This window comes from Mycobacterium sp. 012931 (genome assembly GCF_000419295.1).
In the GTDB taxonomy this organism is placed as follows: domain Bacteria; phylum Actinomycetota; class Actinomycetes; order Mycobacteriales; family Mycobacteriaceae; genus Mycobacterium; species Mycobacterium marinum.
Window position 1 is genome coordinate 1,018,361 of the sequence record NZ_AOPX01000001.1, and the last position, 22,058, is coordinate 1,040,418.

16 protein-coding genes are annotated in these 22,058 nt (G+C 65.6%); 4 read left to right on the top strand and 12 right to left on the bottom strand.

Translation table 11 applies throughout. The features are described from left to right. Positions 1-9: 9 nt before the first annotated feature. From MMSP_RS04520 to MMSP_RS04545, 6 genes are all read right to left on the bottom strand, one after another. Positions 10-4,260, bottom strand: coding sequence for an AMP-binding protein (locus tag MMSP_RS04520; RefSeq protein WP_020785659.1), 4,251 nt, complete (start codon positions 4,258-4,260; stop codon positions 10-12). Then, positions 4,257-4,496, bottom strand: coding sequence for an acyl carrier protein (locus tag MMSP_RS04525; RefSeq protein WP_020785660.1), 240 nt, complete (start codon positions 4,494-4,496; stop codon positions 4,257-4,259). Before MMSP_RS04525 ends, MMSP_RS04520 begins: the two co-directional genes overlap by 4 nt. Positions 4,497-4,500: 4 nt before the next feature. Continuing rightward, on the bottom strand, positions 4,501-6,096 hold the full coding sequence (fadD10, locus tag MMSP_RS04530; protein WP_020785661.1) for a fatty acid--CoA ligase FadD10: 1,596 nt from the start codon (positions 6,094-6,096) through the stop codon (positions 4,501-4,503). Positions 6,097-6,124: 28 nt separating this feature from the next. Next, positions 6,125-6,679: an FcoT family thioesterase gene (locus MMSP_RS04535; RefSeq protein WP_020785662.1), complete on the bottom strand. Its 555-nt coding sequence runs from the start codon at positions 6,677-6,679 to the stop codon at positions 6,125-6,127. After that, positions 6,676-7,545 (bottom strand): TauD/TfdA family dioxygenase, encoded by an 870-nt coding sequence (locus tag MMSP_RS04540; RefSeq protein ID WP_012392254.1) that lies wholly within the window; start codon positions 7,543-7,545, stop codon positions 6,676-6,678. Before MMSP_RS04540 ends, MMSP_RS04535 begins: the two co-directional genes overlap by 4 nt. Before the next feature lie 193 nt (positions 7,546-7,738). Beyond that, on the bottom strand, positions 7,739-9,157 hold the full coding sequence (locus MMSP_RS04545; protein ID WP_020785663.1) for a PPE family protein: 1,419 nt from the start codon (positions 9,155-9,157) through the stop codon (positions 7,739-7,741). A gap of 327 nt (positions 9,158-9,484) precedes the next feature. On the opposite strand from MMSP_RS04545, the gene MMSP_RS04550 reads away from it, so the two are divergent. Beyond that, positions 9,485-10,294, top strand: a complete 810-nt coding sequence (locus MMSP_RS04550; RefSeq protein ID WP_015354066.1) for a class I SAM-dependent methyltransferase — start codon at positions 9,485-9,487, stop codon at positions 10,292-10,294. 81 nt (positions 10,295-10,375) lie between these two features. Next, positions 10,376-11,089, top strand: coding sequence for a zf-HC2 domain-containing protein (locus tag MMSP_RS04555; RefSeq protein ID WP_036426171.1), 714 nt, complete (start codon positions 10,376-10,378; stop codon positions 11,087-11,089). Between the two features lie 20 nt (positions 11,090-11,109). On the opposite strand, the gene MMSP_RS04560 is transcribed toward MMSP_RS04555, so the two are convergent. Beyond that, the gene (locus tag MMSP_RS04560; RefSeq protein WP_020785665.1) at positions 11,110-13,401 is read right to left on the bottom strand and encodes a cation-translocating P-type ATPase; all 2,292 of its coding nucleotides are present in this window, start codon (positions 13,399-13,401) and stop codon (positions 11,110-11,112) included. A 124-nt stretch (positions 13,402-13,525) separates the two neighbouring features. Here MMSP_RS04560 and sigC point away from each other — a divergent pair, with 124 nt between their 5' ends. Beyond that, positions 13,526-14,080 carry an RNA polymerase sigma factor SigC gene (gene sigC, locus MMSP_RS04565; RefSeq protein ID WP_011742342.1) on the top strand — a complete coding sequence of 185 codons (555 nt, stop codon included), beginning with the start codon at positions 13,526-13,528 and terminating at the stop codon, positions 14,078-14,080. 35 nt (positions 14,081-14,115) lie between these two features. On the opposite strand, the gene MMSP_RS04570 is transcribed toward sigC, so the two are convergent. Further along, on the bottom strand, positions 14,116-14,841 hold the full coding sequence (locus MMSP_RS04570; protein WP_020785666.1) for a DUF5134 domain-containing protein: 726 nt from the start codon (positions 14,839-14,841) through the stop codon (positions 14,116-14,118). Between the two features lie 164 nt (positions 14,842-15,005). Between MMSP_RS04570 and MMSP_RS04575 the strand changes: the two genes are divergently transcribed. Continuing rightward, positions 15,006-16,982 carry a cytochrome c oxidase assembly protein gene (locus tag MMSP_RS04575; protein ID WP_036426174.1) on the top strand — a complete coding sequence of 659 codons (1,977 nt, stop codon included), beginning with the start codon at positions 15,006-15,008 and terminating at the stop codon, positions 16,980-16,982. A gap of 16 nt (positions 16,983-16,998) precedes the next feature. On the opposite strand, the gene MMSP_RS04580 is transcribed toward MMSP_RS04575, so the two are convergent. From MMSP_RS04580 to MMSP_RS04595, 4 genes are all read right to left on the bottom strand, one after another. Then, positions 16,999-17,217, bottom strand: coding sequence for a heavy-metal-associated domain-containing protein (locus MMSP_RS04580; protein ID WP_012392261.1), 219 nt, complete (start codon positions 17,215-17,217; stop codon positions 16,999-17,001). Continuing rightward, positions 17,210-19,483 (bottom strand): cation-translocating P-type ATPase, encoded by a 2,274-nt coding sequence (locus tag MMSP_RS04585; RefSeq protein WP_020785668.1) that lies wholly within the window; start codon positions 19,481-19,483, stop codon positions 17,210-17,212. Before MMSP_RS04585 ends, MMSP_RS04580 begins: the two co-directional genes overlap by 8 nt. Positions 19,484-19,727: 244 nt before the next feature. Further along, a complete protein-coding gene (locus tag MMSP_RS04590; RefSeq protein WP_020785670.1) occupies positions 19,728-20,429 on the bottom strand; it encodes an SDR family NAD(P)-dependent oxidoreductase in 702 nt (233 codons plus the stop codon). A 198-nt stretch (positions 20,430-20,627) separates the two neighbouring features. Further along, positions 20,628-21,899 carry a cytochrome P450 gene (locus MMSP_RS04595; RefSeq protein ID WP_036426177.1) on the bottom strand — a complete coding sequence of 424 codons (1,272 nt, stop codon included), beginning with the start codon at positions 21,897-21,899 and terminating at the stop codon, positions 20,628-20,630. Positions 21,900-22,058 lie beyond the last annotated feature (159 nt).

Here is a 22,058-nt window from a genome sequence, read left to right on the forward strand (position 1 = left end):
GGTGGAGGGCTAGGCCAGTGCGGGTCTTGGCGGCTGTGCGCACCCTTGCTCCAGCAAGGCCCGCAGCGCCGTTGGCGGTGCGGCGATCTCGGCGACGGTTCCGACTTGCAGGGGGATGCTCGGGTAACCGGCCAGGTATTGCGAGTAGGAGCGCGCACCCAACCTCATGCCGAGGCTGACCCGCGCGTCGACCACCAACCACCGTTGCGGATTTCTTCTCGCCCAGTCGCTTTGGTCCAGCCGGTGCTTCCACTCGGCGGCGTCGATTTCATCGAGTGCATAGCCGCTGAGAAGTTCGCGGTATTGCACCGCCGCGCCGCGCACGACGGTGATTCCGTGACCCAGCCCGGCGGCGCCCGAGAATTGCGGCAACAGCCCCAAAATCGCCTGCGCGGCGGCTCGGCCAGTAGTGACCTCTTCGGTCAAAGTCAGGGTCGGGAAGGCACGCAATGCCATACAGGCATCGACCACCGAAACCAGGATGTCGGCGGACTCGCGCAACTGGTAGTCCTCGCCGAGCACCCGGGGCAGGCGCACGATGGTGAAATCCAGAGCCGGCGATGATGCGGCAACGATCAACTCCGCGAGTGATTTTGACGCCGCGTATGGATAGGGCGACATGCGGGGGTCGGTGACTCGCGGCGCGGTGACATCAGCACTGATGACGAACGTCGACAGGTGCACCAACCGCACATCCCGTTGTGCGCACACCTGCGCAACCGTGGAAACCAGCTCAACGTTGGCGGCCCGGAGGCCGCGGTAGGGCACCAGCACGTTGGTGTTGCCGATGCAGTTGATCAGGGACCGTGCGCCGGTGTCGCGTATCAGGGCATCGAGGTCCGCCGCGTCCAACGCTGCGCCGAGTTGTTCGATCCGGATCCCTTCGAGATCCCGCAGGGCCGACCACGGGCCATGCTCGGGGGGCTTTGACCTACTGGCCAAAACTATTTCCGGACAGGCTAGTCCGGCCTGCTTGCGCTGCAAGACGGCGCGGGCAAATCCGGTGCCGACAATTCCGGATGCCCCGAGCACGACGATTGGTGCCGCGGCCCGGTCGTGCGGCGGCGGCTCGGCACCCAACGGCTGCGGGGTGCACTGGCTCCCCAACGACACCAGGTCACGCTCGATCGCGGCGGCCGTTTCAGCGTCGAGCCAACCATCGGTCGCGGGCGCGGCCGGGTTTGAGCCCAGGTCGCAAACCAGGTTCGCGGCGGTATCGGCACTGATCAGCTCCAGCACCGAGAGGTGCCGACCGAGATACCTGCGAGTGTCGGGCAGGATCCTGATGAGATCCAATGAGCCGATTCCCGCACCGAGTAGCGATGAGTCCGCAGCGAGGGGCCTTCCGAGGTGGCAACTCCACACGCGCGCGAGGCCGGCCGCGCTCTCGCCGGCCTCGGCGTCCCTTGGTACCGCGTCGGCGAGTTGCGGCAGTGTGTGCAGCCTTGCGCCATCGACCTTCCCATTTGGCTTGCGAGGGATACTCGGCACGGCGACAACAAAGAACGCGGGCACTCCCAGGCTTGCCAGGGCGAGCCCGATCCGTCCCGCGGTCGCACCGTCCTCGGCGGCTTCGCGGGTCCGCTCGGTTTCGAACCACACCCCCAGACGGCCGTCATGAGGCTCGATGGCGACATCGCAGACCGTAGGGTCAGCGCTGATGCGCCTGGCGACCGCGGCGGTGTCGACCCGCTTGCCGGCGACTTTGACGATGGTGTCTTTGCGTCCGGCGAAGACGGGAAAGCCTTCTTCGTCGATGGTCACCCGGTCAGCGGTGGCAAACGCGCGCAGTTGCGATCCGTCGCCGGGGGCCACGGCACCGAAGCTGCTGTCATCGATCCCGAGATATCCGTCGCTGACCAAGGGCCCGGCGATGACCACCTCGCCGAAGGCGATGAACACGGTATTGGGCACCATCGGCAGGCCCACCCTGAGCCGAGTGTGTGCGGCGGCCGCGATGCCGTCGTAGACGATGGGAAGGTGTGTGGCGACCACCGTTGCTTCGGTCGGACCGTAGCTGGAGACAAGTGAGATCGGTGCCAAGGCGGGGGAGTTGACCCACTTGTCGACGGTGCTGGTGCGGATGGATTCGCCGCCGATGACGATCTGGCGCAGCCGCGAACGGCCGATGACGTCGACGGCGTCGCCGTCCTCGCACAGCAGGTGCCACACCGCGGTCGGCAGGTCGACGACCGTCGGCCCCAAGGCGTGGATATCGCGCGCCAGACCGCCCAAGTCGCCGGTCTTCATGGCCGCGGATCGGACCAACTCCGCCCCGCAAACAGCGGCGCCAAAGATTTCCTCAACGCTGATGTCCGCCGTCAAGGGCGCGCATTGCAGGATGGTGTCTTGGCTGTTCCAGCCGTAGCTGGGGCCGATTGCGGCACAGAAGGCAGCGAGTGACCCATGCGATATCCGCACCAGCTTGGGCTGCCCGGTCGTCCCCGACGTGGGCATGATGTACGCCGCCTTGATGGCCAGCAGGGGATCTCGTGCCACCTGGTCAAGGCGCTGGTCAATGCGCTCCTGCAGGGCGTGATCCGGGACCGCCCCGAGCCGGACCGCGGCCACGTCGACCGGGTGCGCCGAAATCCCTTCACAGTGCTCACCAATTGTCTTGGCTCGTAACGAAAGATCGTCGACCGACTCGCACATGCTGTAGCCGCACCCCGCGAGGTGACAGGCCAACAACAGATCAACGGTCTTATCGGTGTTGTCGTCGGCGCACACCAGCACATCACCGGGCGCCACCCCATGGCACACCAGCCAGCCGACCCACGGGTAGACCTGGCGACGCCGGTCCAGAAACTGGCGCAGGCCCGGTGCCGCATCGACAAACCACGCAGGTGCCGACGGTGGCCGCGGTCGCCCCGCGGTCTCGGTGCGGCAGGGGAGGCCGTCGGCGCCCACCTCGAACCACTCGTTGGCGGTCATGGCGATCGGCTGATCCCACAGCGCCGCCATCGATTCCAACGCCGCGCCGATACGAGCGGCGACCCCGGCGCCGGTGTTGCGCTCGGGCAGATCGGCTCGGTCCCAGATCGCCAGGTTGAGGGTGTGCCGTTGTTCGTCGAGCACGCATGCCACGGTGGTGCCCTCGATCGGGCCGATCTCGGTCGCAACGGGTGCTTCCGACAGGAACGGGCGAAGGCCGGGCGCACATGATTCGCGGATGAAATTCAGCGTCAGGGCCTGCACATGAGAGGTCCGGTTGATTGCCAGATACATTCGGCGGTAATGCTCTTCACGAATCCATCGGCGTCGCACCGCCTTGACGTAGCCGCGGTCAAGGTCGCGGACCACCTCCCGCACCGACGCGAAAGGCCGAAATCGGAGGGCGTGCGCAACCGAGTTGACCAGGCACGTGGCGACATTGAGTTCGGGGTCGCCGAACCGGTTGTCCACGGCGTGCACCAGCAGGCTCTCGGTGCTCTGCCAAAGCCCCGCCTGCACCGCGACCGCGGCCGCCGCCACCAGAACGTTGAGCGGTACTTGTTGAGCCTCCGAGAGGGCACGCAGGGCGTCATAGGCTGGGCCGCAGAGGGCGATCGACTCTTGCAGGACGCCCTTGGCCGCGGCCCCGGAGGTACCGCTGGCGCCTTGCGCACCCCCACCCTGGCCGGCCTCGGCGGTGAGCTCGCGCTGCACGGCGTCGGCTTGTCGCCGTAGTGCTTCGGCCACCTTGGCCGTTTCACGAAGATGCGCGGCCGCCAGCTTGGCCAATCCTTGGCTGAGGGTGGGCATTTCGCCTACCCCGGCGGGTTCGAGGCTGGCCGCCAGAAAGTGCGCCAGATCGGCCTCAATGATCCCGGTCGCCCCGCCGTCAAGCAGGATGTGGTGGGTGTGAACGTCGAGACCGCAAACATTGCCGCCCTCGTCGGTCGAGACGGTATAGCGCACGAGCGGCCTGTCCAGGATGCCCGAAGACCAGGTGTGCTCCAGATCGGCGCCCGGCCCGTCCGGTTGGCCCTGGGCGGCCGAGCGTACGAGCACAAGGTCGCTGAATTGCAGCCGCGGCACCAGCTGTGGGTAGTCTGCGCCCGTCGCGGCCATCTGCAGAACGCACAGCTGAACGGGGTTGTTGAGCACCGATGCTTCCAGCGCGACAAGAAAATTCGACAGCGCCAGCGGGTGAAACCGATAGCGCTTGCCGATCAGATACAGCGCGGGGTCGTTGTCCTGGAGCACCCCGTTGTACAGGTTCTGCTGCGATTTGCTTAGCGGAATGGCCTCCGCGCAGCCTACTTCGGGCGCGGTCACGTAGGACTTTCCAGTTCGGACTGCGACAGCTCCGAAACCCAGCCCTCGATCGAGAGGTTCTCGGCCAATCGGGATGGCAGTTCGGCCTCTCGGTCCACGCCCAGCCGCTTCATCAGCAGCACGAACCTGACGGAGTCGAGTCCCAGATCCCTGAGATCGGTAGCGTCGCCGTCGATCAGATCCGTTTCGTCGATGTAGAGCACGTCACAGACGGCGAGCAGGATCCGTTCGCGCACCGGGTCAGCCACCGGTTTGGACCTGATTCGCCTCCGCCGCCAGCGACGTGCGCATCACCTTGCCCGACTGTGTTCGCGGAATCTCGCTGACGATCACGATTGTCGACGGCCGCGCCACCGATTCGGACTCGCGGCGATAGTGAGCCGCAATCGTGTGCTTGAGTTTGCGGGCCGCTGACGCGTCCACGTCGGTGGCAGCTACCACGGCCAGGCCCACCAGCGCCCCGAATTCCGGATCGGGGATCTCGAAGCAAGCGGCCTCGCGGACGCCCGGAACGCCCTCCGCAATGCGATCGACCTCGTCGGGGGCGATGTTCACGCCGCCCGAGATGATCATCTCCGAGGACCGCCCCTTGATGTAGAAGAAACCATCCTCGTGGCGCTCCAACAGATCGTCGGTGTTCACCCAGCCGTCGATCAGGACCTCTTGGGTACGTTGAGGATTGCTCCAATACCCCAACATGTTTGCCGGCGACTTGATCCACAGCGTGCCGAATGACGCGGAAGGGCCGGCGCCCGGGGCGTTGGGGCCGGCGCCGTCCGCTTCGTCGTCGGCCGCCAGATAGACCTCCACGCCGGGGTAGGGGCGGCCCACCGCGCCCGCCTCGATCTTGGCAATCGAGCCATCGTCTGTCGGCAAACATAAAGCTGTGCAGCCTGTTTCGCTCAGCCCGTAGACCTGTGCGGTGCGAACACCGGTGGCTTCGATGAACCGCACATCGGCGGCGATCGCCCGCGAACCGCCGTACCCGAGTAGCCGCAGCGATGGAACCGTTGTAGCCGCGGACTTCAACTCCGAAACCAGTTTCGAAAGCAGGGTCGGCACCAGGCATGTGGTGTTGACGGCGTTGGAGTTCAGAATCTGCATCAGCGAAGGGGTGTTCTCACCACCGGTGATGCACAACCCTCCACGCATCAAACAGGTAAGTATCCACCACAACCCACCGATGTGGGTTGCCGGCAGCGGGGAGTAGGTGGTTTCGCCGTCGACCCAGGTGACCCAGTTGAGCCCCTCGTTGCGCAAGATGTCCGGTACGGCGAAGAAGGTGCGGTTGGCCAGCAGCACCGCCTTTGGTTCGCCGGTGGTGCCGCTGGTGAAGATCATCGCCAGCGGATCGTCGGCGCCAAGCCCGGGCTCGGTCGCCGGACGATCCGTATCCGGCGAATGGGCGAACTCCCCGGTGCCAGAGCCGATGTCGACCCGGATAGCGGGTATCGCGGCGAGGCCTTCGGGTAGCGACGAGGACCCGACCTTGCTCCCGGGCGCGATCAGAACCGCGACGGGGTCGGTGATCTGACAGAACCGATCGATGGTTGCCGGCGGAAGATTGCCGTCGGCCATCACGGCGATGGCACCAAGCTTCGCGCAGGCCAGCACCGCTAGGTAGGTCTCGGGTCCATTGTCCGAGATAACCAGTACCCGTGATCCTCGCGATGCCGACTGCGCACGGAGCGCGCCGGCGTAGCGATCCACTTCGGCGGCCAGCTCGCCATATGGCAGCGCACTCGTGCCATCGCAGCGGCGTAAGGCGATCGCCTCGGGCCGCCGCTGAGCCTGCTCGATGATCCGTTCCAGCACGGTAGCGGGTAAGTCGGACATAGCTCTAAAGCGCTTTCCTTCCAGCGATCTAGGGGATGTTCAGGGCCGCCAGTTCGACCTCGCCGGAGGCGGCTCCACCATCCTCGTCCCAAAACTCGATGGCGCACGGTACCAGGAGATAGCGCCACGTCCGTTGGACAAACTGCAGATTTCGGCATTGCAGCCGTGCGGAGAATTTCGCGGGGTTGATGGGCCGGTTGAAACGTGATGACGAGTTCCTGATGAACATGCTGGCGAGTTGATGCTGGAAGTAGTCCTCCAGCGACCAGCCCCGCAGTTGCGGAATCTCCTCGTTGGCAACGGCGGGCGCGAAGGCGCTGTATGCGAGTTGGTTGAAGCAGAGAATCAGTTCAACCGCATTGAAGTGACCGGTGCTGCGGATATAGGCGGACTCGCTGATCGTGAAATTCCCATAGGCCAGCACCGAATCGTCGTCGGCGTGGTACCGGGCGTCGAGCAGGTAGCGACACCCCTTGTAGGAGTAGGGCTCGAGAACCCGGGCGAGCAGATCCTCGGCGATCGCAGTGGTGCCGGCGGACTCGACAGCGGCGTGAGCGGGCGAGGTCAAATCGGTGGTGCTCATGCCGGGTAGCCCGGCGTCTCGAGACCATCCAGCATGGTCAGGCGGTAGGTCGTGAGGGTGCCCGAGGCCGTCCCGTGCTTTGCCCGGTGCATGAGAACTCGGTTGTCCCACAAGATGATGTCGCCGACTTCATAGTGCTGGGTGTGGATGAACGGCGAGTTGTATTCGGGATCGAGCTGTCCGGTCGCGGCCAAGAGTTCGGCCAGCACGGCCGGATCAACCAGGTTGCCGTCCTTGTCCTCGATCTTGGTGGTGCCCGTCGCGCAGATGTAGAGAATCTCTTCGCCGGTCTTGGGGTGCCTGATGACTGTCGGCCACTTTATCGGGGGAGTGGCGCGGCTGATTTCATCCCAGACTTCTCCGATAGGCCGGTAGACGTCGCTCGGGCGGATCTTGATGTGCCGCCGGGGATCGTGGGTGCTGAGGGTTCCGCGGGCCGGGGCCTGCTGGGCGGCCGGGAGTGACTGCCAAACCTTGGCCAGGTCGATGAAATAGGTTCCGCGGTCGTGGCCGGGCACCGCAAGCGGCAACACCATGGAAAACGCGAACGGTTCCGGCATGAACATGTAGTCGATGTGCCAGAACGCGCCTGTCTTCGGAACCCCTTGGCCCTCCTCGGTGGAGGAGACAAAGATCTCCGGGTGATCCTCGTGGTGGTACATGGGTTCGTAGTAAGGAACGATCTGTCCGACGATCTTGCCGAGCTTTAGGAATTCCTCGGGCGACGGGTTGACGTCCTTCAGGATGACCAGCTTGTTCGCATAAACGATGTCACGGATCTCGTCAGTGGTTATGTCGTCCAGGTTTTTTGGGTCGACCCCTGTGATTTGTGCACCGAGTCCCTCGCCTTTCACGTTGAGCGTCATCGGCCGTCTTCTCCTCGTTCATTTCGCTGCTGCTTCGGACAGATTTCTGGGACTGCGCCAAGCCGGCGTCGGCTGCCGCACGCAAACGGGTCTTCGGCGTCCCTGGTGGTGGCGATCCGGTGGTACCTCCTGATTGGGCGCTGCGATGAGTGCGGCTACAGGAGGAGTCGGATGCGGTGATGAAAAGTTCCCCCTATTCGCCTTCCGGTCTTCCTTCGGAGTCGTTGGTCCAGGTGGCGGGCAGCAACGGGACAGCAGTGCTGGTGCCGTGCGACGACAGCCGGACCATTCCCGCGGCGGCACCGTCGTGCGATGCCGCGGTGCCGGTAAGGCCGAGCGGACCGGCGCCCTGGCTGCTCGGGCTGGGGGCGGGCTCGGCGGTGCCGGGAGCATCGATGGGCGAATCCATGGTGGCCGGTTCTTGCAGGAATTCGTCGCGGTAGCCGCGCACCCCCACCCTGTTCTTGCTGCGCTTTCTGCGACTGGCTCGGCTGCTGCTCAGCGCGGCTGGAGCGGCGGCGCGGGTGGTGTCGGTGGCGGTGGCGGCCGCGCCGCTGGTGGCCCCGGGGCCCGAGCTCACCCCCGGGGGTGCGGGGCCCAACACCGCGTAGCTGATCGCGGGTGAACTGGGCGGGCTGCCGGTGGGGGCGGGGGAGGGGGCGCTGGGTGCGGGGCTGGTGGCTTGTGGGCTTGGCGGGGCGAACGCCGACGCCGCCGGCGTCAGACCAACGACCGGTTGCGGGCCGGCCAGGTCGGCCACACTGCGCTCCGCGGGAGCGGCAACGGGTGCCGTTATCGGCGTTCTGTTCGCCAGGTAGGCCAGCGCGCTCAAGGCGCTCAACGCGCTGAGCGCGGGAGTGAAGAAGGGAAGCAGTAGCAACCCGTACGAGGCGTAGTACGGGTACCAAAGAAAGTCGTATAGCTGCAAAGCGATGATGGCGAGGATGACCGCGACCGCCGGGCTGAAGCCCATCCGCTGGAAAAACTCCAGGAAATACTTGTACGGATCGGCAAGGAAACTCAGGATGTCCCTCAACAGCTGACCGATCCAACTCCCGATGCCCGACGCGGCGGCCTGGCTCTCGCCGCCGGGCCGCAGGATGGACGGCGCCGGTGGCGTGGGTGGTACCGCCGCGGCCGCGACCTCACTGACTGCCTGATAGGTGGTCATGGTCTCGGCGGCTTGAACCCACATGCGGACGTAGTCGGCCTCGTTGAGCGCGATGGGGATGGCGTTGATGCCGAAGAAGTTGGTCACCACCAGCACGCCGTGGATGGCGTGGTTAGCGGCCAGCTCTGCGAGCGTGGGCATGGCGGCTACGGCGCTGCTGTAGCCGGCGGCCGCGATCCTGTGCTGCGCGGCGGTTACCGAGCTATCGATCGCGGCCTGCTCCAGCCAGATCAGGTAGGGGCCATGCGCGGCCAACCACTGGTGGGCGGCGTATCCCTGCCAACTGGTGGCTTGAACCTCGGCCAGTAGCTGGGTCAACTCGACAACGGCAGCGCTGTATTGCGCGCTCAGCTCTTGCCACTGTGCGGCGGCAGCAAGCAGCGGTCCCGGGCCTTGGCCCGCGCTCAACAGGGCCGAGTGCACCTCGGGAGGTATGGCCATCCATATCGGGGCGGTCAGGGCTTACCCTCTCCTGCGTAAGCGTGGTGCGCGCGCCGTGGGCGGGCTGACGCTGGTTGGCTTTACCAGGGTTAGTCGGGGCGAGTGAGCAAAAAGTTCCCACCGTGGCGGCCGTGGTTCTGAATCCGGGTTGGGCAGGTCTTGCCGGAGGAGCGCGGCGCACCCTGGTTGGGCGGGGCAAGCCGGTCATTTCGCGAGGTCAGGTGAATCCATCTGGTCGGCAGCGGGTTCGGAATCAGCCGTCGTCACCCGTCGTCACCCGTTGCGGGGAGGGCGCTGCCGCACCTTGGTGCCCTATATTATGCAGCCATGCCAGTCATTGACGCCCGTCATCTCGACGGCATATCCGAAACTGCGTTGCTGACCCTGCATCAGCGCGCGACCGAGGCCGCCCGGCCCGATGCCATCATCGACGACCCGATGGCCATCGCCCTGCGCAATGACATCGACTACCCCTACCACCACTTCGGCCGTACTCACCAAGCTACCGCCCTGCGTGCCTTGGCATTTGACAACAGCACCCGGGATTTTCTGCGGACCCGCCCCGGCGCCACCGTGGTCGCACTGGCGGAGGGGCTGCAGACCAGTTTCTGGCGTCTCGACAATGGTGAGCTGAACTGGCTTTCGGTAGACCTGGCGCCGATCGTGCGGCTGCGTGAGCAGCTGCTTCCCGCCTGCGACCGACTTCGCTACTGCGCTCAGTCCGCGTTCGACTACTCGTGGATGGAGCAGGTGGACGACACCAACGGCGTGCTGATCACCGCCGAGGGGCTGTTCCAGTACCTGCGCCGTGATGTGGTGTTCGAGCTGATCGCGGCCTGCGCCAAACGATTTCCCCATGGCCAGCTGGTTTTCGACAGCATCCCTTGGCTGTTGAGCGTGTATTCGCGCCGGCGCGGGTTCAAGCTCAGTGAGCACTACACGGCGCCCCCGATGCCGTTTTGGTTCACCGCCGACCACTATGACGAACTGCGCGCCATCCCCGGTGTTCGCGCGGTCCGTGAGTTGCCGGCGCCGGCGGGCCGCGGAAGGTTCTTGCGCTGGGCACTTCCGGTGGCGTACCGGCTGCCCGGGTTGGGCCGGTTGCGGGCCCCGGTGACGCTGGTCGAATTCGGCTGACTCGGCAGCGCAAGTTCGCGCCGAGCCGCCGCGAAACGAACACCCTGGAACAATTCGTCGGCAATACGCGACTATTAGGTCATGGATTGCGAGGTGGCGCGCGAAGCGTTGTCGGCCCGACTCGACGGCGAGCGAGAACCGGTGCCCTCGGCGAGAGTCGACGAGCACCTGGATGAGTGCGGTGCCTGTGGTCTCTGGTTCGAACAGGTGGCCGGCCAAGCTAGCCGTCTGCAGCGCCTGATCGAATCCCGGCCGGTCATCGGGGCGGTTGATCTGGCCGGGATTCGGCCGACGCCGCAGCCGCGGGAACGCAAACGAATGAGCTGGCAGCGCTGGGCACTGTTGTGCGTGGGGATCGCGCAGGTCGCCGTGGGAATCGTGCAAGGACTGGGCTTCAGCCTCGGCCTGGGCCACCACTATGTGATCGGGTCGGGCAACCATCTGCTCAACGAGTCCACGGCGTGGACGATCGCGCTGGGTGTGGCCATGGTGGTCGCGGCGATATGGCCGGGCGCCGCCGAGGGACTCGCCGGTGTGCTGATGGTCTTCGTGGCGGTTTTGAGCGTCTATGTGGTTGTGGATGCGCTGTCCGGTGCCGTGACGACTTCGCGGGTCCTGACCCATCTGCCGGTGCTGTTGGGCACCGTCCTGGCAATCATGGTGTGGCGAAGCCGCGGTGCTCCTCGGCCGGCGCCGGACGTGTTGGCAGACGAGCCCGATATCGTTCTGCCGCAGAACGCATCTCGCGGACGTCGCCACGGCCACCTGTGGCCCACCGACGGATCGGCGGCCTGATCAGGCGCTGCGGCGCAGGATCACTCGGTGGCGCCGGGTTCGGTTGTGGACGTTGTCGTCTGGCTGGTGGCGGCACCGAAGTTACGCAGCTGCAGGCTGTTTGAGACGACAAAGAACGATGAGAACGCCATCGCGGCGCCGGCGACAACTGGGTTGAGCACACCGGCCGCGGCGATGGGGATGGCCGCGATGTTGTAGCCGAATGCCCAGGCCAGGTTGAGTTTGACGGTGCGCATGGTCGCGGCGGCAAGGCCGAGCGCCAGGGGCACGACGTCGAGGTTGTCGCGAACCAGGATGATGTCAGCGGCGCCGATCGCAACGTCGGTGCCACGCCCCATGGCCATTCCCAGATCGGCGCTGGCCAGTGCGGGACCGTCGTTGATGCCGTCACCGACCATGGCGACGACATGGCCGCGGTCACGCAGTTGTTCGATTACGTCGACTTTGCCTTCGGGCAGAATGTTGGCGATCACCTCGTCGATGCCGACCCGGTCGGCCACGGCGGCCGCCGATGCCGGGTTGTCACCGGTCAAAAGCATGGTCCGGAGCCCGCGTTCGCGCAGCGCGGCTACCGCATCGGCCGCCGAGTCCTTGACGGCGTCGGCCACCGCGATGACCCCGCACGGTGCACCGTCGATCTCGACGAATACAGCCGTCTCACCCAGGGACTCGGCGTTGCGCCGAGCGGCGCGCAAGGCCGTGTCACTCGAGGAGGAACCGATCCAGGACGGCTTACCCACCCGCACCGAGCGCCCGGACACGGTACCGCTGACGCCGCGCCCGGGTATGGCGCGGAATTCGGTGACGGTGTCGTGCTGGGTGGTCGCCGCGGCGATTGCCAGGGCCACCGAGTGCTCGGACGCCGCCTCCACCGTGGCGGCGATGGCGAGCACCTCGTCTGCGTCCCAGCCCGGTGCGGCCACCACCGCACTGACTTTGAGCTGCCCCGAGGTCAGTGTTCCGGTCTTGTCGAAGACGACGGTGTCGATGGATCGGGTGGCTTCCAGGGATTGATAGCCCTTCAGGAAGATGCCGAGTTGGGCACCGCGGCCAGAGGCGACCATCATCGCCGTCGGCGTCGCCAGGCCCAGGGCGCACGGGCAGGCGATGACCAGGACGGCAATGGCGGCGGAAAAGGCGCGGTCGGGTGAACCGCCGGCCAGTAGCCACCCGGCCGCGGTCAGTGCGGCGATGACAAACACGCACGGAACGAACACCGAGGCGATCTGATCGGCCAGGCGCTGTGCGTTGGCCTTTTGCGCTTGCGCCTGCTCGACCAGCCGGACCATTCCGGCGAATCGGGTGTCGGCGCCCACCGCCGCGGCCTCCACGATCAACCGGCCGTCAAGCACCACGGTGCCGCCGATGACCTGGCCGCCGGGACGCACCCGGGTGGGTTTGGCCTCGCCGGTCATCGTGCTCATGTCGACCGCGGCCGAACCGTCCAGGACGAGGCCGTCGGCGGCGATGGTCTGTCCGGGGCGCACCACGAAGCGATCCTGCTCTTGGAGTTCGTCGGCGGGGACCACCAGCTCTGACCCATCCGGCTGCAGGACGGCAACCTCCTTGGCGCTTAGCGCCGCCAACGCCCGCAGCGCGCTGCCCGCCTTCGACTTGGCGCGGGCCTCGAAATACCTTCCGGCCAGCACGAACACCGTGACGCCCGCGGCGACCTCAAAATAGATGGCGTCGCTGCCCAACAGCGCCTGCCAGATGCCCTTGCGGTCGGCGAGCTGGTGGCTACCGAACACGGTGTACAGCGACCAGATCGTGGCGGCGGTGATGCCCACCGAGATCAGCGTCTCCATGGACGCGCCGTGGTGGCGCGCGTTGCGTAGCGCGATGCGGTGAAACGGCCACGCCGCCCATGTCACGACCGGCAGAGCCAGCGCTGTGAGCACCCACTCCCAGCCGGTGAAACGAGTGCTGGGCACCACCGCGAACATCACCGAGAGATCGGCCAGCGGCACGAACAGCACGGCCGCGACGGCTAGCCGGATCAGCAGGTGGCGAGCATGCTCAGCATCGGGATCGCCCGCGCCCTGACCGTCGTCCGGCTGCACCTCGGCCTGGTAACCGGCCTGCTGGATCACCTCGCACAGCGCAGCGGCGTCGACGTCCTCGCCGGCCTCCACGGTCGCCGTGCGGGTACCGAAGTTCACCGATGCCCGAACCCCCGGCACCTTGTTGAGCGTCGACTGGACCTTGCGGGCGCATGCGAAGCAGGACATGCCGGTGATCCCGAGTTGGAACCGCTGGACCTGTTGGTCGCGCTCCAAGTGCTTGTCGGTCGTCACGATCGTCGTTGACATCGTGGGGCTTGACCTCCTGCTGATCTGTGGCTTGCCGATGCAAGCTTCTCCCCACACAGGTCGTTGTCGCTAGCCCAGGAGTTCCCTGGCCGTTGCGCGAATCTATGGCCTACGCTCAACGATCGTGGTCACCGGCGGCGCTGATGAGCAAATCACTGTCCTGGCCATGGCCGCCGGACGTGGTGATCGGGCCGCGCTTGCGGAATTCATCGAGGCCACACAGCGCGATGTGTGGCGGCTGGTCGCCTATCTCAGCGATCCGGCCTGCGCCGATGACCTGACGCAAGAAACGTTTCTGCGGGCGATCGGTGCCCTGCCGCGCTTCGCCGGTCGGTCTAACGCCCGCACTTGGCTGTTTTCGATCGCCCGTCGCGTGGTTGTCGATCAGATCCGCTACAAGACGCGCCGGCCCCGCCCGGCGTATGTCGCCGACCTCGGCGAAGCGCTTGGGCAAGCTCGTCGCGGCAGCCGGTTCGAGGACATCGTTGAGATTCGGCTCCTGCTCGACGGGCTTGACGAGAAGCGCCGCGAAGCACTGATCTTTACGCAGGTCTTGGGCCTCTCATACGCCGAAGCGGCGCAGATTTGTGGTTCGCCCATCGGCACCATCCGCTCTCGCGTGGCACGGGCCCGCGACGATCTGTTGCGGGCTGCCCGAGAGGGCGAGCGGGCTGGATAGTTCGAGGCGTTCGCTGGCCGGCCGTCGGGGCGGTCCTAGATGCCGAACACCATGGCGGCGAAAGTGATCGCCATTCCCGCCGCCATCATCGCCCGTCCGGCGTGGGTCAGGCAGCTGCGCCAGGACTCCGTCCCGGCGCGTGGCCGCGCACGCACCGACATGACCGCCCAAATGATCGCGGCGATGGCAAACGCCAACAACCAAAACCAATTGACGGCGCTGACCCAGCCCGGCGCGGTGGCACCGGCGGCCATGTCGGTCCCCGACATGTGCATACCGGGCATCGAGGTGCCGGGCGCCATCGTTTGATGCGCGGCCGGGCAGGCCAGGAGCTGGTCGCTCATCGCGACGTACATCCAGGCCATGGCCAGCATCATCAATGCGTGGTAGCTGCATCCCACGAGCGCGGTGATGGTCTTGGCCCGAAGCGCGGTGAGCGTGGCGAACCAGCCGGCTGCCAGCAGAAAGAACACCGCGGGACCGGTCGTCGGCAACGCCGCTCCCACGGGCCAGAGCATTACGACCATCGCAATCGCCATCACCAAGTGCAACCCATTGCTGACGACCGAGGTCCACGCCCGCTGTTGGGTGACCGTCGGGGCTCCGGAGAAGGCTGAAGAGGCTGGAAGGGCTGAAAATGTCGAAAGCGCCGGAAGCGCCGGAAGCGCCGGAAACGCTGAAAGGGCTGAAAGGGCATAGTCGGCACCGCTGAACACGAACAGTCCGGTGGCCAGCCAACGAATCAGCAGGTCATTGATCATGTGGACTCACTTGCCGGGGTGTGGGGCGGTCACGGTGTCGCTCTCGGGCTCGGCGGCGATGGCCACCGCAGGATATGCGGTCCATGCTCTATAGGTCGCTACCGGCCGATCCGAGGTTCCCGGCCAAACCTGTGTGCTACGACATCCAGTCGTAAGCTCGAGGGATGGATACTGACGGGCCTGGTGTGGTTGCGTCTTCTGCTGCGCCGCCGTCCCGGTCCGGCTCGCTGACGTCGGTCTGGCTACTGCTGGGCCTGCTCGCCATCTCGGCAGTACTGGCGAGCTACGGGGTGGTTTCCGGCGTGCGGCGCTATGCCACGGTGGGCAATCCCTACCCCGGTTGGTTTCTGAGTGCCGCCGAGCCGACCGGCTACTTTCTCGCGTCTTTGTCCGGCGCTGTCTGTCTTGGCGGTTTGATCTATGTCGTCATGATGTCGCGGCCCGAGCACGACGGCCTGATCGATGCGGGTGCATTCCGAATTCACCTTGTAACAGAACGGGTTTCAGTTGCGTGGCTGGTTCTGGCTGCGTCGATGGTGGTGGTCCAGGGCGCCCACGACTCCGGAGTGTCGCCGATCAGGCTGCTGGCCAGCGGGGCGGTGCGCGACGCCATCGCAACCTCGGAGATCGCGCGCGCCTGGATTGTCGTCACCATTTGTGCCCTGGTGGTCGCGGTGGCGTTGCGCCTCAACACCCGTTGGGTCGCTCATGTCGTGCTGCTCATCCCCACCGTGATTGCGGTGATCGCGACGGCCGTGACCGGCAATGCGGGACAGGGGCCCGACCACGACTTTGCGACCAGCGCGGCGATCGTCTTTGCGTTGGCGGCTGCCACGTTGACCGGTCTGAAGGCCGCGACGGCGCTGACCGGGGCGACGCCGACCCGCGCCGTCCAACTGATGCAGGTGGCTTGCGGTGCGCTTGCGGTGTCCTACGGTGCGGTGCTGCTCTACCTGTTCGTTCCCGGCTGGGACTTCGGTTCCGAGTTCGCCCGAATCGGTCTACTGGCCGGGCTCTTGCTGGTGCTGGTGTGGGTGTTCGACTGCTGGCAGCTCTTCGTCCGGCCGCCACGATCGACGCGCGGCGCCACCGCGGCCCCACTGGCGATGATGGCGGTGCTGGCGGCGATCGGCGCGATGGCCGTTCAGACCGCGCCACGGTTCGTTGCCCATCAATTCACTGCGTGGGACGTCTTTTTGGGATATGAACTGCCGCAACCGCCCGATGTGGGCAGGTTGATCACCCTGTGGCGGTTCGACAGTTTGGTCGGGGTTGCCGGGGTGGTGCTGGCCGCCGGATATGTGGCCGGCTTCGTCCGGCTGCGTAGGTGGGGCCATGCTTGGCCCGTCAGCAGGCTGGTGTCCTGGCTGATCGGTTGTGCCGTATTGGTGATCACGAGTAGCTCGGGCGTGCGGACCTACGGGTCGGCGATGTTCAGCGTCCATATGGCCGAACACATGACGCTGAACATGTTCATTCCCGTGCTGCTGGTGCTGGGTGGGCCCGTCACGCTGGCGCTACGGGCATTGCCCGCCGCCGGTGAGGGACAGCCGCCCGGGCCCCGCGAATGGCTGACATGGCTGCTGCATTCGCGGGTGACGGCCTTCTTCTCACACCCGATCATCGCGCTCATCCTCTTTGTGGCCTCGCCGTACATCGTCTATTTCACGCCGCTTTTCGATACCCTCGTCCGGTATCACTGGGGCCACGAGTTCATGGCCGTGCACTTTCTGATCGTCGGGTACCTCTTCTACTGGGCCATCATCGGTATCGACCCGGGGCCCCGGCGGCTCCCCTATCCCGGACGTATCGGGCTGCTCTTTGCGGTGATGCCGTTTCACGCGTTCTTCGGCATCGCGCTGATGACAATGAATTCGGCGATCGGCGATACGTTCTACCGTTCGGTCATTCTGCCCTGGCTGGCCAGCATCGAATCCGATCAACACCTTGGTGGTGGAATCGCCTGGGGCGCAACTGAGCTACCGATCATCATCGTGATCGTGGCGTTGGTGGCCCAGTGGGCGCGCCAGGACCGTCAGGTGGCTGCCCGCCAGGATCGCCATGCCGACAGCAGCTACGCGGACGACGACCTGGAGGCCTACAACGCGATGCTGCGCGAATTGGCGCGGATGCGGGAGTGAAGGCGGGGACGGATCACTAGCCGACCACGGCGAAATCGCCGTTGTCGGCCAGCGTTGCCTGGACCTGTTCGCGGGTGAGCTCGGTGTCGGTGCAAACTCGCACCGCCGACGCGCCGGCGGCGTCCAGCTCTACTTCGACGGTCCGGACCGACGGCAGCGCGCTCAAGGCGTTGGTGATGGTCTCCACGCATCCCTCGCAACGCAGACCGGTAACGGCGAATGTTTGTTCAGTCATCTATTTCTCCATTGGACGCGACAATGCGCGCGGTAGGTGGTCCAAAGTTGCGTAGCCGCAGGCTATTTGACACTACGAAGAACGACGAGAACGCCATCGCGGCGCCGGCGATGAGCGGGTTGAGCAGGCCAGCGGCAGCGATCGGAATCGCGGCGACGTTGTAGCCGAACGCCCAGATCATGTTCGTTCGGATCGTGCGCATCGTGGCTCGCGCCAGATCGAGCGCCTGCCCAACGATGTGCAGATCGTCGCGCACCAGGATGATGTCGGCCGCCCCGATCGCAACGTCGGTGCCGCGACCGATCGCCAATCCCAGGTCGGCAGATACCAGGGCGGGACCGTCATTGATCCCGTCCCCGACCATCGCGACCGTATGGCCTTGGTCGCGGAGCTGTCGAATCACGTTGACTTTGCCGTCCGGAAGTACATCGGCGATGGCGGTATCGATGCCCAGCTGGGTGGCCACCGAATCGGCCACGGCCTGATTGTCGCCGGTGAGCAAGATGGTTCGCAAGCCCCGGCTGCGCAGTGCGGCGATCGCGTCGGCCGCGGAGTCCTTGACCGTGTCGGAAATCGTTACAGCGGCGCAGACCTCACCGTCCACCGATACGAAGACTATTGTCTCGCCGCGAGATTCGCCTTGCGCACGAGCGGTGTCCAGTACCTCGTCGGCTGCTGTGTTGCGGGTAATCCAGGACGGCTTACCGACCTCGATGCGGTGGCCGTCGACGATCCTCGACACGCCGCAGCCGGCCACCGCGACAAAGTCGGTGACCGGTGCCGGATGTGGTGAGGCCGCGACGATCGCTGTCGCGACAGCGTGCTCAGAAGCTGCCTCGACCGCGGATGCAAGAGCCAGAACTTCCTCGCGCACCCGCCCGCCGGTGGTGGTCACCGTGTTGACGGTCAGCTTCCCCGCCGTCAGCGTGCCCGTCTTGTCGAATACCACGGCGTCGATACCGTGAATGGTTTCCAGCGCCTGATAGCCCTTGATGAAAATCCCCAACTGCGCCCCGCGTCCGGAGGCGACCATCATTGCCGTCGGGGTGGCCAGTCCGAGCGCGCAGGGGCAGGCAATCACCAGCACACCCAGCGTTACCGAGAAGGCCCGGTCGGCGCCGGCGCCACTGAGCAGCCAGGCCACGCCGGCGAGTCCGGCGATCGCAAAGACGACCGGCACGAACACCGCGGAGATCCGATCCGCCAGGCGCTGTGCGCGCGCCTTCTGAGCTTGTGCCTCCTCGACGAGGCGAACCATGGCCGCGAATTGGGTGTCGGCGCCCACCGCGGTGGCCTCGATGACCAGACGCCCGTCCAGGACGATGGTGCCGCCGATGACGGGCGCGTCCGCAGTGGCGCGCACCGGTTTGGACTCACCGGTCATCGCGCCCATGTCGATTGCCGCGGTGCCGTCGATCACGACGCCGTCGGCGGCGATGGTCTGCCCGGGACGGGTCACAAATCGCTGCCGCTTTTTGAGTTCGGCGGCCGGTATCACCAGCTCGGCGCCGTCGGGCAGCAAAACCGTGACGTCCTTGGCGCCTAACGCCGCCAGGGCGCGCAGTGCGCCGCCGGCCTTGGACTTGGCGCGTGCTTCGAAGTAGCGGCCGGCAAGTACGAAAACCGTCACGCCGGCGGCGACCTCGAGATAGATCGAGTCGCTGTTGAGTATCGCCTGCCAGATCCCCCGGCTCTGGCGTGGTTGCCGGTCAACGAAGACTGTGGATAGCGACCAGACGGTAGCGGCCGTGATGCCCACCGAGATCAGCGTTTCCATGGATGCGGTGCGATGGCGGGCGTTGCGGATCGCCACCGAGTGGAAGGGCCAGGCGGCCCAGGTCACGATCGGGGCGGCCAGGGCGGTCAAGAGGTATCCCCAGCCGGGGAACCTGGTGCTGGGCACCAGGGCGAACATGGTCGACAGATCGGCCAGCGGCACGAACAGCACCGCCGCCACCAGTAGCCGGCGCAGCAGTGTGCGAGCGTGCTCAGCATCTGGATCGCGGTCGTCGGCGGCCGACTCGGCGTGCGGAACAGCCTGGTAGCCCGCCTTCTCGACCAGCTCGCAGAGCTCATCGGCGGCGACGTCGACGGCGTCGATGGTGGCCACCCGGGTGGCGAAGTTCACCGAGGCGCGTACGCCGGGGACTTTGTTGAGTTTCGTTTCGACGCGGCTCGCGCACGCCGCGCATGACATACCCGAAACATCGAGCTGGATACGCCGCGCGGAGCCAAGATCGAGGTCTCCCGTAATCGGAGCCGCCACGGCCCTCCTCAGATCAGCACATTTCTCCCTGTCAGACTACAAGTCGTAGCTGGGCCGCAGTCAGTTCCGTTCGGAACGGGTGTGCTCGGACACCGTCGCCGCGGTGGGGTCATCGCCGCAGGTTGGGGTGGTTACGGCAGCATCGAATATGACGGTGGTCACTATGCCCGGCGGGCACTCCACTGCCAGCCGCCGACAGTGGCCCGGCGGTGGCCCGCTGCTGGGGCCAAGCGACTTTTCGCCGCTACGACGGTTGACTCTGAAGTTCCGCGACTGACGCTCGGATTTGCGGCAGGCCGGGCAAATGCGCGAGCAGGCCACTGTCAGCCGCGATCACCTGTCCGGTGATGAAGGCGGCTCGGTCCGAGGCCAGGAAGCAGACGAGCTCGGCGATTTCATGTGGTTCGCCGATGCGACCGGCAAGGTGGTGAGTGGCAAAAATATCGACGATCGGCTGGGGCAGCCCGACCTCGAGCCGCGGGGTACGGACCAGGCCGGGGGCGATCGCGTTGCACCGCACGCCGTGACGCCCGTATTGCGTTGCCACGTACCGGGTGAGCGTTTCGATCGCGGCCTTTGTGCAGGCGTACGCGGTTGACATGTCGTAGGCGGCGTGTGCGGTTGCGGAAGAGATATTGACGATCGCGCCGCCGCCGGCACTGATGAGCCGGGGAATCGCGTACTTGCACATGAGCATCGTCCCGCGCGCGTTGACGGTGAAGGTGTCGTCCCAAACATCGACAGTCATCTGGGAGACCAGCATGTCTGCGGGGTCGGAATGCGCGGCGTTGTTGTCCACGATGTCGAGCCGACCGAATGTGTCGATCGTGAAGTCGATCAGGGCCCGCACCGATACCTCGTTGGTGAGGTCGACGACATGGTGGACGGCTCCCCGACCGACGGAGGCAGCCGCACCGGCGAGGTCCGTCTCGGGCAGGTCCGCCAAAAACGACTCGTGCGCCCGCGCACGCCAGCACTCGCGACGTCTCGAGTCCGATGCCACCGCACGCGCCCGTGATGATCGCGACTTTGTTTTCGAGTTCTGCCGTCATGCCTCACTCCCGTTCCCCCCGGCGTAACCGCGGCCGTGATCGATGCAAACCCGGCCGGGTGCGGGCCCTCCGGATCGTGGTGAACCGGCTGGCTAGTCCCAAACCACTGGAAGTGCGGACGGTCCACGGAAGTGGATGCCGCTAATCAGCGGCGCCGGCGCGTCGGGGTCAACACGCAGACCGGGAAGTCCGTCGAGCATCGCGTCGATCAATGCGGCAATCTCGCGGCGCGTGGTGTTCATGCCGGAGCAGATATGGGTGCCGAAACCGAAGGTCGCGTGATGTGGTCCCGTGCGGTCGATTCGGAACTCGTCAGGATCGGGCGGATATGCTTCCGGATCCCGGTTGGCTGACCCGATGGCTAGCAGCAGCGGTGTTCCGGCGGTGAGTTCCGTGCCTCGAATGACCACATCGCGGGTGATCATGCGAGGGATGAAGAGCGATGGCGGTTCCAGGCGCTCACCCTCGGCGAGCGCCAACCGCAGGCGGCTGCGGTCGCGCCGGATGCGGTCCAGTTCGTCCGGCCGTTGCAGTAGGAGGGTGAGCGTGTTCAAGAACTGTCGAGTGGTGGTGTCGGTTGCTGCTAGCAGCAGCGAACGTAGAAACGAAGTGATCTGCTCGTCATCAAGAACGCCGCCTTCATACTCGGCTCGGATGAGTGAACTAATGAGGTCGTTTCTCGAAGCGCCGGCCGCCCGTTTGCGCTGAACAATCGGAAGCAGCCGGTCCCAGCTGCGGGCCGACGCCTCGGTCGCCTTTTGAAACCTGAGCAGAAATTGGTCTGCTTGTGCCGGATCCGGGGTGGACCACAACGCGAGCAGGATGGTCAGGACGTCAGCATGGAACTCTTCGTAGTTTTCTTTGAAGTCCTCTAAGCCCAGGATTTCGTAGATCGCGCGCAACGGGTACTCGAGCGCCATCGCAATGAGGTCGGCGCCCCGCTTGGACGCCAGGTCCGCGACGTACTTTGCGGCAAGTGGCCGGAAGATACTCTCGTCCCAGGAGCTCAACAACTTGCCGCCAAAAACGGACTGGAGATAGCCGCGCCACTGGCGGTGCTCCGCGCCGTCCATCGCGAGGATCGATCGGCCGATCAAAGGTCCTTGCGAGATTTCCCAGATGCTGCTGGAGAAGGTCTCATGGTTGCGCAGGATGGCCATCACGTCATCATGGCGAAAGACCGTGTGCGTTTCGCCGGCGTGCTGACCCATGTATGAAGGCGCGCCAAGAGCAACCATGATGTCGCCCTTCATAACCGGTGTCTCACGTCGGCGTTCTGCGAGCATCGGGTAGGGGTCATCCATGCTTGACAGGCGGAAGGCTTCCCCGAGTTCTTGCGATAACTCGGCAACCGATGGGCTCATAAGTTTCGACGCTAACACGGCGGCCCGGCCGTTTTAAGGCCTGCGATAGTGCATTGCGCAAAATTGAGTCATTTGACTGAACCTGTTGGGGCAAAAGGTATTAAAGCTAGTCGAAGCGATCCCCACCTGACTCCCGTGAAAGCCCCGTCACCGCCCACG